Raw genomic sequence first — 15,057 nt, forward strand, 5'->3', positions numbered from 1 at the left:
TTTGCAGAAGGTCTAATATATTAATCTTGAAATTGAAATGATGTATCACCATGTAAGTACCCATTTAGTAGCCTTCTTTTTACTCAACTTCATTGTACGAGTGGAGGCAAATGCTGCTGTTTCATTTAGTTTGAAAAAAATAAAAAAGGGAACTTATGAAGAAAACCTTGCTGCATATAGGGTTGGGTTTTGCAAACGGCCTAAAGCGCCACAAAAAGCGCCATCTGTTCCATTGATATGTCCACTGGACCAAGTTACCCACTTGGCAAAACGTTTAGCAGCGCGTAAGGCAGCTTATGAACATATGAACCAGATAAAGGGTCATACCATACAGCTCTATATGGGCAGCAGCAGAACCGCAGCATTAAAAGCACAAGATTTGGCCAGTAGTTTTACCTATCCTTCTAAACTCTACTATAGGCAACCCCATTATACGGTACAACTTGGTTTTTTTGCAGATCGACTAGAAGCCTATTTTGTCTACTTGACTTTAATAAAACAGATACCTGGTGCTATGATTCGTCCTTGTATGCGTACTAGGAAGGATTATGTAGCAGCTACCCTGCAGTCTCATGGACCGGTGTTGTCTGAGCCTATGACTGGTGGCCTGTCTTAATGGTAAGCAGGGTGATGCTTGAAATCTTGTGCGCTATTCAATATTTTTGATTAATTTTGTCTACTGTGCAGCCATCATTTTCTAGTGGTTTGGGCTGCCTTTGTGTTTTTGAATAAATTGAAACTTTGTGCGTATGTGCACAAAGCGATTAAATTATGGCTATGCGTTTTGGTATTGCTCGGTTGAGCTATTTTTTTGCATTATTTGCTTTGGTATGGATTACAGCTTATGGTAAACGTCATCCTACTAGCGCCCGCCCAAGTAAAAAAAGTTTGACCACAGGGCGTCTTTTTAATCAACCAGATACCCTTGCCGTGGTCCCCGTTAAGGGTGAGTCGCCTATTCCAGGTATGATCTATGTAGAAGGGGGCTATATGATCATGGGCAATTTAAGCGAAGATAAGCTTGGTACTGGAGGGTGTTGCGCCAAGCCGGTTACGGTAACTTCTTTTTATATGGACCAAACGCCTATTACCAATTTGGATTATAGAGAGTATTTGGATGATTTGCGAAAGAGTGGTTTGATGGAAGCATATAATGCTGCTATGCCCAATCAGAAGGTTTTTGTAGAGGATTTTAGCTATAATGACCCTTTAACAGATCAAGATAGTTACTTCAATATGCCTGACTTTATGTATTACCCTGTTGTGGGTGTAAGTTGGGAGCAAGCTACAGCATATTGCAAGTGGCGCACTAAAAAGATACAGGAGCTCATTAAGCAGAAAGGCAAAGGCAAAGGCAAAGCAGGTTCAGCTGGCCAGACTGATACCGGTTATGTCAGTGATGAAGATCAGAAAAAGCCTGTAGATCAAGACAATAGTGAGCCAATCGTACAGGGGCTTCCTGTAGTGCGTTTGGCTACCGAAGCAGAATGGGAATATGCTGCGCGTGGCATAGTGGGGACAGTGAGTATAGACTATTTGCAACGCCATCAGCGCACTTATCCTTGGGATGGCTCTTCGCCAAGGGGAAAAAATGGTCAATTTTTAGCTAATTTTAAAAGAGGCAGAGGTAATTATAAAGGTGTAACTGGCGCCTCTGACCATGCGGCACCTACTTCTTATGTATATGCTTATCCTCCAAATGATCTGGGCCTTTATGATATGGTGGGCAATGTTTGTTGTTGGGTAAGTGATACTTATAGACCACTTTCCTTGCAAGATACCAGTGATTTAAATCCTATTAGGCGGGATGGACGGTTGGACCCTGCTAGCAGCTACAATGCTACCGATAAAGTCTCCCTTATCAATGATGATGCTAGAGTATATAAGGGGTGCTCTTGGGCTGATTCTGCCTATTTTTTACAAATAGGTACCCGACGCTATTTGAATAAAGATGCTGCTTCAGCTAGAATTGGATTTCGATGTGTAGTGTCTAGCTTGGGGCGATAATAAACTGCTTGTGCAACTCGTTGTTATGCCTCTACTACAGCTATGGTTGCAACGCTTACTTTTGCTATACCTGCTGTTAAAAGTGCATCGGTGCAGGCTGTTAATGTAGCTCCTGTAGTCAGAATATCATCTACAAGCAGAAGATGTTTGTCTGCTAGTAAAGCGGGTTGTATTACTTTAAAAGCGCCTGCTAGATTGGCCATGCGTTCTATTTTATTTTTAGTGGTTTGCGATGGCGTATAGCGGATCCGTTCTACACATTTTGTATGCAAGGGGAGGTTCAATGCAGCAGAAAGTCCCTTTGCAAAAAAATCACTTTGATTGTAACCCCGTTCTTTGAATCTCTTCGGGTGTAAAGGAATGGCTACAATTCCATCAATGGTTTCCATAATTGGTGCCTGATGGAGGATATTGCCATAGTGCCATCCTAGCATCTCTCCAATTTTGGGTTGGTTTTTATACTTCATCGCAAAAAGCACCCGTTCGAGGTGGCTCTGCTTTCTTAACTTGTACAGGGCAAATCCATAGGTTATGGTTGTTTTACCTAGAAAATGGTTGGTGATGGCATTATCTACCAATGTATGCGCATTTGTTTCTGGAAATGAACTAAAACAAATGGTGCAAATCAATGTTTCTCCTTGTACAAGCTTGTGGTTGCACCCTACGCATATGGGAGGGAAAAGCAAATCCAATAGTCCGGTTATAAATCGTTTCATGGTATATGCAGGATCACTTTACATGGCTTGATAACATCGTTTTTGTATTTTTGTAATTTCGGTAGTCTTATTCATTTAACCAATGGTGTTAATTTAAGAAAAAACGCTATATTTTTTTTATGCTCGATAGAACCATTCCACCACAGTTTCAGGAGATTGAACCCATCCGTTTTCCATGGCCAAAGCGGCATATGTTGGGCAATGACATTCCGCTGTATGTCCTTGATATGGGTAGTCAACCCATTATAGAGTTAGAGTTGATTTTTAAATCGGGTAGTTGCCATGAGTTGCATCCAGGTGCAGCTTATTTTACCGCTGCTATGCTACTTGAAGGTACTGCAACCAAAACCTCTCAAGATATTGCCCATATGATCGACTATTATGGTGCAACCATTGGTACACGTGTACAAAAAGACTTTTGCATCATCTCTCTTTCTACACTTGTTAAGCACCTTAATCCCTTGCTAGATTTATTGGTCGAGCTACTATTAACCGCTAGTTTTCCTGAAAAATCACTCCAATTGCTAAAAAATGTAAAAACGCAAGCCATTCAGATGGCCGATAAAAAAAACCATCAGGTAGCCTATAAGCGGTTTTGTACAGCACTTTTTACAGCAGCACATCCGTATGGAAGGCATTTAACCGTGCAAGAGATTGCAGCCATTCAACGAAGCGATTTACAACACCATTATGAACAATTGTTGTTTACTGGCTGTGCTGCTTTTGTAAGTGGACAAGTGACTCCAGCTGCCTTACAATCCATTCAACAAGCCCTAGAACAGTTAACTGTAACAAAAGTTGTACAACCAGATCAAATCCCATCTGGCAATCTTCCTGAAAAAATAGATATAGCCGATGGGCAACACTTGCAATCTGCTATTGTAATTGGTAAAAAGTTATTGCTTAAAAAGGAAGCAGATTTTTTACCTATGGTGGTAGTCAATACGCTTTTAGGGGGATATTTCGGTTCTCGGTTGATGCGGAATATTCGAGAAGATAAAGGCTACACCTATGGCATCCATTCCAATATGGTTGCTTTATTACAAGCTGGTTATCTGTCTATTACTACAGAAGTAGCCCAAGAAGTGACACAGGCAACCATCCAAGAAATCTATAAGGAAATAGCAATATTGCAACATGAACTTGTTGCAGAGGACGCTTTACAGAATGTTAAAAATTACCTCCTAGGCCATTTTTTAACCACAATCAATGATCCCTTTTCCATCATGCAAAAGTTTCAGGCAGCCTACTTGCATGGTTTGGATCAAAGTTATTATACTGCATTTTACCATCAGGTTCGTGACATAACTCCTCTAGAAGTTAGAAACTTAGCACAAAAATACTTATCTTTAGATTCCTTTACAGAAGTAGTTGTGCGTTGATGCACCTGACTGTATAAGATGAGGCGTTGCCCTATAGCGCTTCCTTTCCTCTTTAATTTGCATTTGATGCAATAAGAGGGTATATTTGAAGCCTTTAGTTTTTTTGTATACGGTCCTCAAAATTTTTTTGTTGGTTCAACTTTTTCTTTAAAAAAGCGTGGATTCTATTAGTTATAAAACAAAATATGCTAACAAGCAGAGCGTTAACAAGCAATGGGTTGTTGTTGATGCTTCATTTCAGCCATTGGGTAGGTTTGCTAGCCAGCTTGCTTACCTCATTCGTGGAAAGCATAAGCCTGATTTTACGCCTCATGTGGATGGGGGAGACCATGTTATTGTCTTGAATGCGGATAAAATAGCTTTATCGGGTAATAAATCGGTTAAAAAAACCTATACCACTTATTCCGGTTATCCTGGGGGGTTAAAGCGTGCTACGCTTCAGGAAGTTCAAGCTATTAGTCCTAGGCGTGTAATAGAGCGTGCTGTAAAAGGTATGTTGCCTAAAAATAGATTGGGAAGAAGGTTGTTTCACAATCTACATGTTTGTCAGGGGGATATTCATCCATATGCAGCTCAAAAGCCAACCCCAATAACCCTAAAATACTAATTATTAACCCATGGAAACAGTCAATGCAGTAGGGCGAAGAAAGACCGCCGTGGCTAGGGTCTATCTTGTACAAGGGACAGGAGATATTCTCATTAATCATAAGCCGCTTTTAGATTATTTTCCAGTAGAAGAAATTAGCTTAATTGTCAAGCAACCTTTGGAAAAATTGGATAAGGCAGGCCAGTATAATTTAAAGATTAATGTTGTTGGTGGAGGGTTACGTGGGCAGGCGGAAGCCATTCGTTTGGGTATTGCCAGGGCGCTTTGTAAACTGGATTTAGAAAACAATAGGCCGATACTCAAGAAAGAAGGGTTTTTAACCAGGGATGCTAGAATAGTGGAACGTAAGAAGTATGGTCGTAAAAAGTCGAGAAAGAAATTCCAGTTTACAAAGCGTTAGGCCTATTCTCATATAATAGTTATTATTTGTTATTACCCATAATGATAAAGTTAGAATTCAAAGCACTACTTGATGCGGGTGTCCATTTTGGCCATCTGACTAGGAAATGGAATCCTAAGATGGCTCCTTTTATTTTTATGAAGCAGAATGGTATACATATCATTGACCTAAACAAAACGATTACCTGTATGCAAGAAGCTGCTTTGCAGCTTAATGCAATGGCACAAGCTGGGAAAAAGATTTTGTTTGTCGCTACTAAGAAGCAAGTTAAAGCTTCTGTAGAGCAGGCAGCGCAGGATTTGGGTATGCCCTATGTTACAGAACGATGGCTCGGTGGTACACTGACTAATTTTGTAAATACGCGCAAGCTATTAAAACGCATGCTTTCCATAGAAAAAAACATGCATATGGCTGCTTATAAAAATTTAGCAAAAAAAGAAAGGTTGGTCATTGCGCGGGAGCAGGAAAAGCTCAGTAGAATACTGCAGGGACTGGCCAATGTTACAAGGCTTCCATCTGCACTGTTTGTCATTGATATCAAGGAAGAGCATATTGCTGTTGAGGAAGCGCGCAAATTGGGTATTCCTGTTTTTGCCTTGGTAGATACCAATACAAATCCAGATTTGGTTGATTTTCCTATTCCTGGTAATGATGATGCCTTCCGTTCTGTTGATATTGTAGTCCGTTATCTTGCTACTGCCATTAAGGAAGGGGTAGCGGCCTATAGAAAAGAGAAGGCAGAAACAGCTCCTAAAAAAGAAGAAGAGGCTGCTGCTCCTTCAGCTACTAAAGTAGTAGCTAAAAGAGGCATAAAAGTGGTACAGGGCGTGGTAGTGAAGAAATCCGCTCCTGCTAAAGCTAAAGTGGCTACGCCTGTAGATAAGGGTAAAGTGGCTGCAGCTGCTGCGCCGCTTAAGGAGCAGACAGAAAAGGAAAAATAATATTGGGACATTTCTCTAACATTAATATATGGTCATTACAGCGCAAGAGGTAGCTGCACTTAGGAAGAGAACAGGTGCAGGGATGATGGATTGTAAAAAAGCATTGATTGCAGCAGAGGGTGATTTTGAGCAAGCTATTGACTTGCTCAGAAAGAAAGGGCAAAAGGTATTTGCAGATCGTGCAGCACATGATGCAAGTGAAGGTGCTGTTTTTGCTTGTTCAAGTTCGAATCATCAAGAATCTTTCTTATTGGTGTTGAACTGTGAGACCGACTTTGTAGCTAAAAATGAATTGTTTTTGCAGTTGGGTCAAGCAATTTTGGAAGTTGCAGTGGTGCATAGGCCAGATTCTCTGGCTGCACTAGAAGCCTTACCATTGGGTCATGGAACTGTTCAGGAGGCTATTGTGGCATCTACTGGAACTACTGGTGAAAAAATTACAATTTCTACCTATGAAACATTAGCAGCTGAGGTAACGGTTCCTTATATCCATACTGGTAATCGGTTAGCTGTATTGGTCGGATTACAAGGCGCTCAGGGTGAGCAGGTGATTGCTGCGGGTAGAGATGTTGCCATGCAAATAGCTGCTATGAATCCCGTAGCGGTTGATAAAGATCAAGTAGACCAGGCGATCGTGGAGAGGGAATCGGCTGTTATTCAGGCGCAGCTTATGGAGGAGGGGTGTGATGGAGCCAAGGCAGAGAAAATCACACAAGGTAGGTTACATAAGTTTTTTCAGGAAAATACATTATTGCAGCAACCATTTGTAAAAAATGGTAAGTTGACTGTAGCTCAATATCTTCAAACAATTGCTCCAACCTTAACTGTTACTGCATTCAAGCGCATTGGCGTGGGTGCATAGCCTTTCCTTTTATACTCAAGAAGCCACTTGTTGCTTAGGTGCATGAAGTGGCTTTTTCTACTTTTATTTATTTCCTTACCATTTGTTTTTTAGCCAAAAGAATGCATACTTTGTATGCGTTCAACCGATAAAAAGTCTGGCCGGCCATAGTAGTAAACTTTTTGCGGAGGGTGTGATTTTTTGCCCATTTTTTTCTTGATAAAAAAGTGGGCAAAAATCATTATTAGTCAGTGGCGTGAACAGACAATGGCGCGGGCTTAAGAGATAAATATTATTGACTGTTAAATAGAATAGCATTTTTTACATGGAGTATTGGTATACGCAGCACTTATGGCTACCGATAAAAGATTTGGCGCGCAGTAAAGGCAATGAAATAATCTGTTGTTCAGCGGGAAAAACAGAACTTGCCCACTAATGTGGGCTTCAAACAGGCTGTTTTTCTAATCCGCTGAAAAACAGATTATTTAAAGACTTCCGCTTTACTGAAGCGCCGCATTCCTTTATCGGTGGCCACAATAGCTTTTCTTATCATTATCAGCCCCCGCGTCTCCTTCGATAAAAAATGGCGCTCTAGTAGGCCTCTTGCAAAACCTACTTTGTGATGAGCAATTTTTAGGAGAAGTGTAGTCGAGCACCGCAGAATACTTAATGTATTTGAGGAGCATAGACAAGCTTCGACACCAAAATTGCCATTAGAAATAGGTTTTGCAAGAGGCCTAGTAAAACACTAACCCCTAAGCGATATCTTTTTCAGCGGGGGCCCAGCCACAGGCGTGTAATGAAGTTCCTTAAAAAACTAGAAAAAATGCGTTTTCAACCACAGTGCTGAGTAAAAAAATAAGATAAATTCCTTAAGTTGACGCCATTGCGTGAACAGATGCTAACATGCATACCCTTATTAGAAATTAAGATTAACAACCCCTAAGAGGCAACTAAATGAGTAAAAAAGGACGTGTACTGGTAGCCATGAGTGGTGGCATAGATAGCTCTGTAGCCGCTGTGATGCTGCATGAGCAGGGCTATGAAGTAGTAGGCATTACCATGAAAACATGGAGTTATGCAGGCAGTGGTGGTAAGAAAAAAGAGACGGGATGTTGCAGCTTAGATGCCATCAATGATGCAAGGAATGTGGCAGTTGAATTGGGCTTCCCACATATTGTGGTGGATATACGAGAAGCATTTGGAGGCCACGTCATTGACCATTTTAAATCAGAATATCTAGCTGGTAGAACGCCCAATCCATGTGTATTGTGCAATACCCATATCAAATGGGATGCACTTTTGGCACGTGCCAATCAGTTGGATTGTGATTATCTGGCTACTGGTCATTATGCAAAAGTACGAGAAGAAGGGGGACGTTATATCATTTCCAAGGGCATAGATCCTAAAAAAGACCAATCCTATGCCCTATGGGGAGTCTCTCAAGAAAGCCTTAGCAGGACTTTACTGCCACTTGGTGGATTTACCAAATCTTTTATTCGTGCATTTGCTGCTGAACGTGGCTTCACAGATTTGGTTAATAAGTCTGAGTCCTACGAAATATGTTTTATTCCCGATAATGATTACCGTGGATTCTTAAAACGACAAGTACCTGGGTTAGAAGAAAAGGTTAAAGGTGGTGCATTTGTATTAGAGGATGGTACCGTAGTAGGACAGCATGAAGGCTATCCCTTTTATACCATTGGTCAACGGAAAGGGTTGCATATAGCCTTAGGTTATCCTGTATATGTAACAGCCATAGACAAGGAGACCAATCGAGTCGTATTGGGCACTTTTGACCAACTGCTTCGGGAGGGTATGTATGTAGATCGGCTTAATTTATCCAAATATATAGATCTAAAGGGCAAAAAACTGGATACCCTTACCAAGGTGAGGTATAACGACCCAGGAACCCCCGCTGTGATTGAGCAGGTAGGGGAGCAAATGCATGTATTTTTTGGTGCAGGTGTGCATGCCATTACTCCTGGCCAAGCTGCTGTTTTTTATGAAGCAGAAGATGTAATAGGAGGGGGATGGATTGTCTCTGCTTTTCAAAAAAAAAGCAGGGTATCTGTTCAGACAATGGTGTCAACTTAAGAGATAAATATTATTGACTATTAAATAGAACAGCATTTTTTATATCGAGTATTGGTATACCCAGCACTTATGGCCACCGATAAAAGATTTGGCTTAGCTATTGTATCTATTCACGTCACTGGTTAATAATGAATTGTATTCCACTTTTTTCTTGATAAAAAAGTGGACAAAAAATCAAGCCCTCGGTAAAAAGTTGGGGGACCTCACCCCTTACAGATGGAAAAACAGAAGTCGCCCGCTGCGCGGGCTTCAAAGGAATCTGTTTTTCCTAATCATCTGCAAGGGATGAGGCCTATTTCCCCACTTTTTACAGGGGCATTTTTCTACTATGGACATAGCGTTAAACGCATACGCTACGTTTGGCTGAAAAAACAAGTGGCTAGTCCATTACCAGCCCCCGCGTCTCCTTCGATAAAAAAATGGCGCTCTAGTAAAACACTAACCCCTGAGCGATATATTTTTCAGCCCCCACCCACGGCTGTGGGTTATACCTAAGCAAGAAACTTATTTATGGCGTTATGATATTTCTAAAAGTTTTGTACTATATTTTTCATTCAGGAGTGCTTTTGCAGTTATGATCGATTGTTTCCCTGGTGCTTAAAGTGCCCGTTTTTCAGCATGGTTTTGGATAGGAGCGGTTGAACCAATGGTGGTACTATAACCCCGATTAGAAGAATGTATTTATTTAGCTGTTCCAAGCTGAAGCACTTCTGTTTGTTATAATAAAATTATATAAATAGCATACTGTCATGCAAAAAGGAAAAAAAAGAGAATCATTGCACATTATTCATCCTAACGCAGCAGGTATTGATATAGGTTCGGAAATACATTATGTATGTGTACCTGAAGGCAGGTGTGAACAAAGAGTTCAAAAATTTAAGTGCTTTACAGAAGATCTCCATAATTTAGCAAAATGGTTGCAAGCCTGTGAAGTGACCACAGTAGCTATGGAATCAACCGGAGTTTACTGGATTCCGTTATTCCAAATATTAGATTCTTATGGTTTTAGTGTTCTATTAGTGAATGCAAAACATGTAAAAAATGTTCCTGGTAGGAAGTCAGATGTACAAGATTGTCAGTGGTTACAACAATTACATAGCTATGGTCTACTCCAAGGCTCTTTTAGGCCAGATGATGAGATCTGTGTCTTACGTAGCTACATTAGACAAAGAGAAAGTCTGGTCAAAACAGCAGCTATTCATATTAATCGTATGCAAAAAGCACTGTCTCAAATGAATCTTCAATTACACAAAGTAATAAGAGATATTACGGGTGTAACAGGTATTCGGATTATCGAATCGATACTGTCAGGCGAGCGCAACGCTGCTAAATTGGCTTCATTAAAAGACTGTAGAATTAAAAGCGATGAGGCTACGATTGCAAAAGCCCTGACAGGAGACTATAGAGCAGAGCATCTATTTTCTCTAAGGCAGGAGCATAGGCTATACCTTATATATCAGGAAGCAATAGCAGAATGTGATAAAGCTATTGCAGATTATTATAAACAATTTGAGACAAAATCTGATTCAGGCCCACCTTGTATTAAAAGCAAAGCTACTTCTACAAAAAACAAGCCGCAGTTTGGTCTGCATGAAGCATTATATCGCGTAACAGGCGTTGATTTTACGACAATTCCTGGCCTTAGCACTTTAACAGTACAAACTATTGTTTCAGAAGTTGGCATGAACCCGCATAAATGGCCAACAGACAAACATTTTTCTTCATGGCTAGGTTTAAGTCCTTCCAATAGAATAACAGGAGAAAAAGTAATAAGTACAAGAACACGTAAAGTAATTAATCGTGCTGCAAATGCCTTTAGAATGGCAGCACAAGCAGCATTAAATAGTAAAAGTGCCCTTGGGGCATATGGTAGAAGAATGAAAACCCGATTAGGAGCCCCTAAAGCGATTACTGCTACGGCAAGAAAAATAGCGAGTACTTTTTATAACATGCTAAAATTTGGGAAAGGCTATGTCGATAAAGGAATAGAACATTATGAAAAAAAATACAAAGAAAGGACCCTAAAATATTTAATCACAAAAGCAAAAGAATTGGGCTATGTAATGGTAAGCCAAACGGAAACATGTACTTGAAGTTTCTTAGAAGCGGATTAGAAAATCGTCTGTTTGAAGCCCGCTTGCGGGCTGAGTTCACGATTTTCCCGCTGAAAAATGTATCGATTCAGCTATTTACTATCGGGCCAGACTTTTTATCGAAGGAGATAAGGCGGCCAGCCAGAGGCGTGAATGGATACTAGCTATTTACTTATCGGGCCAGACTGTTTATCGAAGGAGACGCGGGGCTGGTAATTTTGGTTAGCCATTTGCTTTTTCAGAAAAGTGTAGCCATAGTGATGAATGGACACTAATATTTGGATAATTATAAAAATTTTTTTACCATTCATTATGGATGCTCTAGAACCCTTTTATTAAGTTGCTTTTTTGTTCGTCTTTATGGCGAGCGCTCTTGCTGCAGCTTTCTTTAAAGGGTGACTTTTTCTGTTTTTAGGAGTGTTTTTTGCATCTATTCAGCAATATGAAGGCATGCACTTTTTGTTGGGATTTTTGTCCACTTTCTTATCAACAAAAAAGTGGAATACAATTCATTACCAACCAATGATGTGAGCAGATACTAGTATGGCTGATCACCAACACCTTGTTCTGTTACACAGTGCACCAATCTAATGCTAAAACTTTACTAATCAGCATTATGTGTTTTTTATATAAACACTGCCTAAGCCTGCATATAAATTAAGGCATAGTCTGTATAACACCTAGCAAATATACAAATTATCTAAATAAAATAAAACAAATGCAATTCATAAAAAACAAAACATCGAAAAAATCGAAACTTTTAGTAACCAGCAGTCTGTTTATGCTAAATGGAAATATGTGTACCCAGCTTACAAAGCCACGATTTGACCAAAATCTCAAGAAATATGCTGCTAAAATCCAAACAATAGATACCTCAAAAAATAAGAGTATGGGCATTCATCAAGCAGGTAATGAGGCCAAAGGTTCCCATAAGGCACTAAAATATTACTTGCAAAAATTGGAAGAATCCTTACCCAAGGATAATGGTTCATCCAACAAGCATCTCAAAGATTCCATTGACACTTTAAAACATTACTTACAAAAAGTAGAGTCAGGCTTATTAAAAGGTGATAAGTCATCTAAAAAAGATATACAAGAACTCTATAATACCCTAAAAGATTGCTTGAAAAAAGTAGCAAAAAACTTATCTGAAGACAATCTGTCATCCAGAGAGGATCTAACAGCGCTCTATAATACCATAATAGATCGCTTACAAAAAGAGAAAAAGACCTTCTCTATAGACAACGATGAAGGGTATGGAAGTGATACTGAAGCAGAGAACGAAGGGTATGAAATCGGGTATACAGTGAAGCCTATATATGAAAGTACAAATTATGGAATGATCAATAGCACTAAAAATCAAAAACAAGCATATAGCCACGCTACTAAGGAGCATGATGACCAGGGATATCATAATAGTGGTGGCAATATGGCGAACCATATTTACGCAAATCTAAAAGATGATGGGCAGCAGTTCGGTTATGACGACGATACCGGCGAACATATTTATGAATCTATTGATAACAGAAGAGAAGATAATGCATCATTGAATACAAGTAATATTGTTAACAATAGAGTTTGTGAAACCATTTGTGAGCAAGAGGAGGATGACGAAGCATTGGACACGGACAATATTTATGAATCTATTGATGAAAGTAGCACAAATAATAAAGAGGCTACAAAGCTTATTAACGTAATGAAAGGTTTAAAAACCTATCTGGAAACTATAGGCAATAATGCATTAAATATGCAACATTTGACTTTGATAACAAAGACAAATAAATGGATAGAAAAGGCAAAGGAAATACAACAAGTAATCAATGAGATAATAGAGCTTCGGAAAAAATTTGATAGTCCATTAACAGATAAGCAAATAGATGAGCTAAGACGCCTCAAAGTATTAATAAATGGCCCAACATTCCCATTCTTCCAGTTAATCCATTTGTATAGTGAAATAGATAAGTATGAAACATCAGCATACTCTAAGAAAGAGGAATTGTACAAAAAAGAACTAGACAAGCTATTAAATGAGGTTAAGGCTCTAAGAAATAGCATAAAAATCACGCAACTCTGATGGTGAAGGTGTGAAGTTGCAACAGGAACGCTATAAAGCCCCCTTATCTCTTTTCAGCTATTTACTATCAGGCTAGACTTTTTATCGTATCTGTTCAATACTATGGCCATAGTGATAAAATGCCCCTGTAAAAAGTTTCGAAATAGAACTCATCCCTTGCAGATGATTAGGAAAAACAGATTCCTTTGAAGCCCGCGCATCGGGCGGCTTCTGTTTTTCCATCTGTAAGGGATGGGTTCCGGAACTTTTTGCCGAGGGCTTGATTTTTTGTCTACTTTTTTATCAAGAAAAAAGTAGAATACAATTCATTATTAACCAGTGACGTGAATAGATACTTTTTATCGAAGGAGATAAGGGGCCCAGTCAGAGGCGTGAATAGATATTTTTTTATTTTGCCTCTCTTGCCTCTAATACATGCAATTGTTTATCCACCGAACCAGTAGCTCGATACCAAGCAATAGTAGTGATGACTAAAAAGAGCAGTAATATCCCTGAAAGAGGTTGGATGCTATTGGTATGCATCAATTCAAGCAATGCAATTTGAATCCAAGAGGAGCCTGCTTTGCCCAAACGAGAGCCCAGCAGATCTACAGCCGCTTTTCCTTTAATTTTTGTCTCTCTATCAAGCGGGATATAAGCCATTTGTGTGGTCTTGTCAAAAAAAGCATATTTGATAGACTTTGCGGCTATATTGTGCATGCCACCAAAGATTACGATGTATAGCACCAATTTAGATCCCACCCAATGGGTTAAACAGGGCGCATGACTTTTGCTGTAACTCATTAAAAAGAAGAGGCTACCAGTAATCCCAATGATCACTGGTGCAATGCGTGCAGTTGTCTTCCAACCAAATTGTCTGAGAATACCCCCGCTAAAGAATAGAGAGATGATCAAGGCAATAATCCCTGTCCAAAAATTCAGCTCTGATACAAAACTTTGATAGGCTACTGCTTTTGGAAATGCTTCTTTTAGATAAGACTTCCACGTTCCTTCTACAATATTTATAGAAAGCCCACAGGCAACTACCATAATGGCTATATTGCCTAAATACCGAGAAGTGGCCACATGCTTTAAGCTATCCCATAGGGATAACCGTAGGGTTTGAGGAGGAGTAGCGGTGTTATGGTTCAAGCTGTCTCCATCTGGTTTTATGGTATGGTTGGCAAACCAATAGGTAAAGAGGATGGCCAGGCAACACCAGGCAACATACCCTATTAATGCTTGTATCGTGTATACAAAGTCACTATGGCTATACTTTTTAGTGTAGGCTAAGACCAGCGGACCGGTAATGATTAGTGCAACATCTCCTGCAGCAATTAAAATAGCATAGAATCGTTTGGCATCTTGCATTTTACAAACATTATTGACAAAACTCCAATAAAGCAACATGAGTGCCACTTGCCCCCAAAGTTCTGCCACTACAAAAAACAGTACGTGAATCCAATGGCGAAATGCAGCAATCCAGTGCAAATACTTGCCCCCTGTATAGATGCTTAACCAATCTGCCATAGCATGCGGGCTTACCTTGTTTGCATGGGGATATAGCACAAAACCATACAAAAGAACCAACCCTAAAAAAAACAAAATGGTGCTATAAAAGAGGGTGGCCTGTTTTAGGCAATTGTGTAGCTTGGCATACAACAATACGACCCCTATGGAAATAGGAAAGATAATGGAACCTTTTATAATGGGAATAACCTCAGCAGCAGAGTGGTTGGCTGTTACCAAAACGGTATCTTTGAGTGCTGCTAAAATGCAGTAAACAAAAGAAATAAGAAATTTTAAAAGAAGGAGAAGGAAAACTTTTTGCTTTTCTCCTTGCTGTATGGGAAAAATAACCTGTAACCATTTTTTAAACCACGATAAAGATGTATGTTGCGCCATAGTGGTTTGCTCAAT

The 15,057-nt window shown here is 39.7% G+C and carries 14 protein-coding genes; 11 read left to right on the forward strand and 3 right to left on the reverse strand.

Going from position 1 to position 15,057, the window contains the following annotated elements:
• Positions 1-37: 37 nt before the first annotated feature.
• Positions 38-616 carry a hypothetical protein gene (locus AAHM81_RS02955; RefSeq protein WP_342265024.1) on the forward strand — a complete coding sequence of 193 codons (579 nt, stop codon included), beginning with the start codon at positions 38-40 and terminating at the stop codon, positions 614-616.
• Between the two features lie 155 nt (positions 617-771).
• On the forward strand, positions 772-2,007 hold the full coding sequence (locus AAHM81_RS02960) for an SUMF1/EgtB/PvdO family nonheme iron enzyme (RefSeq protein WP_342265025.1): 1,236 nt from the start codon (positions 772-774) through the stop codon (positions 2,005-2,007).
• Between the two features lie 23 nt (positions 2,008-2,030).
• Here the strand turns inward: AAHM81_RS02960 and AAHM81_RS02965 are convergent, their stop codons facing one another.
• Positions 2,031-2,723 carry a ComF family protein gene (locus AAHM81_RS02965; protein ID WP_342265026.1) on the reverse strand — a complete coding sequence of 231 codons (693 nt, stop codon included), beginning with the start codon at positions 2,721-2,723 and terminating at the stop codon, positions 2,031-2,033.
• A gap of 119 nt (positions 2,724-2,842) precedes the next feature.
• Here AAHM81_RS02965 and AAHM81_RS02970 point away from each other — a divergent pair, with 119 nt between their 5' ends.
• The 9 genes from AAHM81_RS02970 (at position 2,843) to AAHM81_RS03010 (ending at position 13,158) form a co-directional block, all read left to right on the forward strand.
• Positions 2,843-4,105, forward strand: coding sequence for a pitrilysin family protein (locus AAHM81_RS02970; protein WP_342265027.1), 1,263 nt, complete (start codon positions 2,843-2,845; stop codon positions 4,103-4,105).
• 157 nt (positions 4,106-4,262) lie between these two features.
• Complete coding sequence (gene rplM, locus AAHM81_RS02975) at positions 4,263-4,712, forward strand: 50S ribosomal protein L13 (protein WP_342265028.1); 450 nt, start codon at positions 4,263-4,265, stop codon at positions 4,710-4,712.
• A 10-nt stretch (positions 4,713-4,722) separates the two neighbouring features.
• On the forward strand, positions 4,723-5,112 hold the full coding sequence (gene rpsI, locus AAHM81_RS02980; RefSeq protein WP_342265029.1) for a 30S ribosomal protein S9: 390 nt from the start codon (positions 4,723-4,725) through the stop codon (positions 5,110-5,112).
• Between the two features lie 41 nt (positions 5,113-5,153).
• The gene (gene rpsB / locus AAHM81_RS02985) at positions 5,154-6,053 is read left to right on the forward strand and encodes a 30S ribosomal protein S2 (RefSeq protein ID WP_425286259.1); all 900 of its coding nucleotides are present in this window, start codon (positions 5,154-5,156) and stop codon (positions 6,051-6,053) included.
• A 28-nt stretch (positions 6,054-6,081) separates the two neighbouring features.
• Positions 6,082-6,915, forward strand: coding sequence for a translation elongation factor Ts (gene tsf, locus AAHM81_RS02990; protein WP_342265030.1), 834 nt, complete (start codon positions 6,082-6,084; stop codon positions 6,913-6,915).
• Between the two features lie 936 nt (positions 6,916-7,851).
• Positions 7,852-8,991 carry a tRNA 2-thiouridine(34) synthase MnmA gene (gene mnmA, locus AAHM81_RS02995; RefSeq protein WP_342265031.1) on the forward strand — a complete coding sequence of 380 codons (1,140 nt, stop codon included), beginning with the start codon at positions 7,852-7,854 and terminating at the stop codon, positions 8,989-8,991.
• A gap of 216 nt (positions 8,992-9,207) precedes the next feature.
• On the forward strand, positions 9,208-9,486 hold the full coding sequence (locus AAHM81_RS03000) for a hypothetical protein (protein ID WP_342265032.1): 279 nt from the start codon (positions 9,208-9,210) through the stop codon (positions 9,484-9,486).
• A 254-nt stretch (positions 9,487-9,740) separates the two neighbouring features.
• The gene (locus AAHM81_RS03005; RefSeq protein ID WP_342265033.1) at positions 9,741-11,084 is read left to right on the forward strand and encodes an IS110 family transposase; all 1,344 of its coding nucleotides are present in this window, start codon (positions 9,741-9,743) and stop codon (positions 11,082-11,084) included.
• 718 nt (positions 11,085-11,802) lie between these two features.
• The gene (locus AAHM81_RS03010) at positions 11,803-13,158 is read left to right on the forward strand and encodes a hypothetical protein (protein ID WP_342265034.1); all 1,356 of its coding nucleotides are present in this window, start codon (positions 11,803-11,805) and stop codon (positions 13,156-13,158) included.
• Between the two features lie 81 nt (positions 13,159-13,239).
• Here the strand turns inward: AAHM81_RS03010 and AAHM81_RS03015 are convergent, their stop codons facing one another.
• Together AAHM81_RS03015 and AAHM81_RS03020 are read right to left on the reverse strand one after the other, a co-directional pair.
• On the reverse strand, positions 13,240-13,380 hold the full coding sequence (locus AAHM81_RS03015; RefSeq protein ID WP_342265035.1) for a hypothetical protein: 141 nt from the start codon (positions 13,378-13,380) through the stop codon (positions 13,240-13,242).
• Between the two features lie 165 nt (positions 13,381-13,545).
• Positions 13,546-15,042 carry an Npt1/Npt2 family nucleotide transporter gene (locus AAHM81_RS03020; RefSeq protein ID WP_342265036.1) on the reverse strand — a complete coding sequence of 499 codons (1,497 nt, stop codon included), beginning with the start codon at positions 15,040-15,042 and terminating at the stop codon, positions 13,546-13,548.
• Positions 15,043-15,057 lie beyond the last annotated feature (15 nt).

The organism is Cardinium endosymbiont of Philonthus spinipes (assembly GCF_964030745.1).
GTDB lineage: Bacteria > Bacteroidota > Bacteroidia > Cytophagales > Amoebophilaceae > Cardinium.

Bases quoted from the DNA above. Each gene is read 5' to 3' on its own strand.
- rpsB (WP_425286259.1), top strand. From the start codon at position 5,154: ATGATAAAGTTAGAATTCAAAGCACTACTTGATGCGGGTGTCCATTTT.
- rpsI (WP_342265029.1), top strand. From the start codon at position 4,723: ATGGAAACAGTCAATGCAGTAGGGCGAAGAAAGACCGCCGTGGCTAGG.
- AAHM81_RS03020 (WP_342265036.1), bottom strand. From the start codon at position 15,042: ATGGCGCAACATACATCTTTATCGTGGTTTAAAAAATGGTTACAGGTT.
- mnmA (WP_342265031.1), top strand. From the start codon at position 7,852: ATGAGTAAAAAAGGACGTGTACTGGTAGCCATGAGTGGTGGCATAGAT.
- AAHM81_RS02965 (WP_342265026.1), bottom strand. From the start codon at position 2,723: ATGAAACGATTTATAACCGGACTATTGGATTTGCTTTTCCCTCCCATA.
- AAHM81_RS03000 (WP_342265032.1), top strand. From the start codon at position 9,208: ATGGAAAAACAGAAGTCGCCCGCTGCGCGGGCTTCAAAGGAATCTGTT.
- tsf (WP_342265030.1), top strand. From the start codon at position 6,082: ATGGTCATTACAGCGCAAGAGGTAGCTGCACTTAGGAAGAGAACAGGT.
- AAHM81_RS02970 (WP_342265027.1), top strand. From the start codon at position 2,843: ATGCTCGATAGAACCATTCCACCACAGTTTCAGGAGATTGAACCCATC.
- AAHM81_RS03010 (WP_342265034.1), top strand. From the start codon at position 11,803: ATGCAATTCATAAAAAACAAAACATCGAAAAAATCGAAACTTTTAGTA.
- AAHM81_RS02960 (WP_342265025.1), top strand. From the start codon at position 772: ATGGCTATGCGTTTTGGTATTGCTCGGTTGAGCTATTTTTTTGCATTA.
- AAHM81_RS03005 (WP_342265033.1), top strand. From the start codon at position 9,741: ATGCAAAAAGGAAAAAAAAGAGAATCATTGCACATTATTCATCCTAAC.
- AAHM81_RS02955 (WP_342265024.1), top strand. From the start codon at position 38: ATGATGTATCACCATGTAAGTACCCATTTAGTAGCCTTCTTTTTACTC.
- AAHM81_RS03015 (WP_342265035.1), bottom strand. From the start codon at position 13,380: ATGGAAAAACAGAAGCCGCCCGATGCGCGGGCTTCAAAGGAATCTGTT.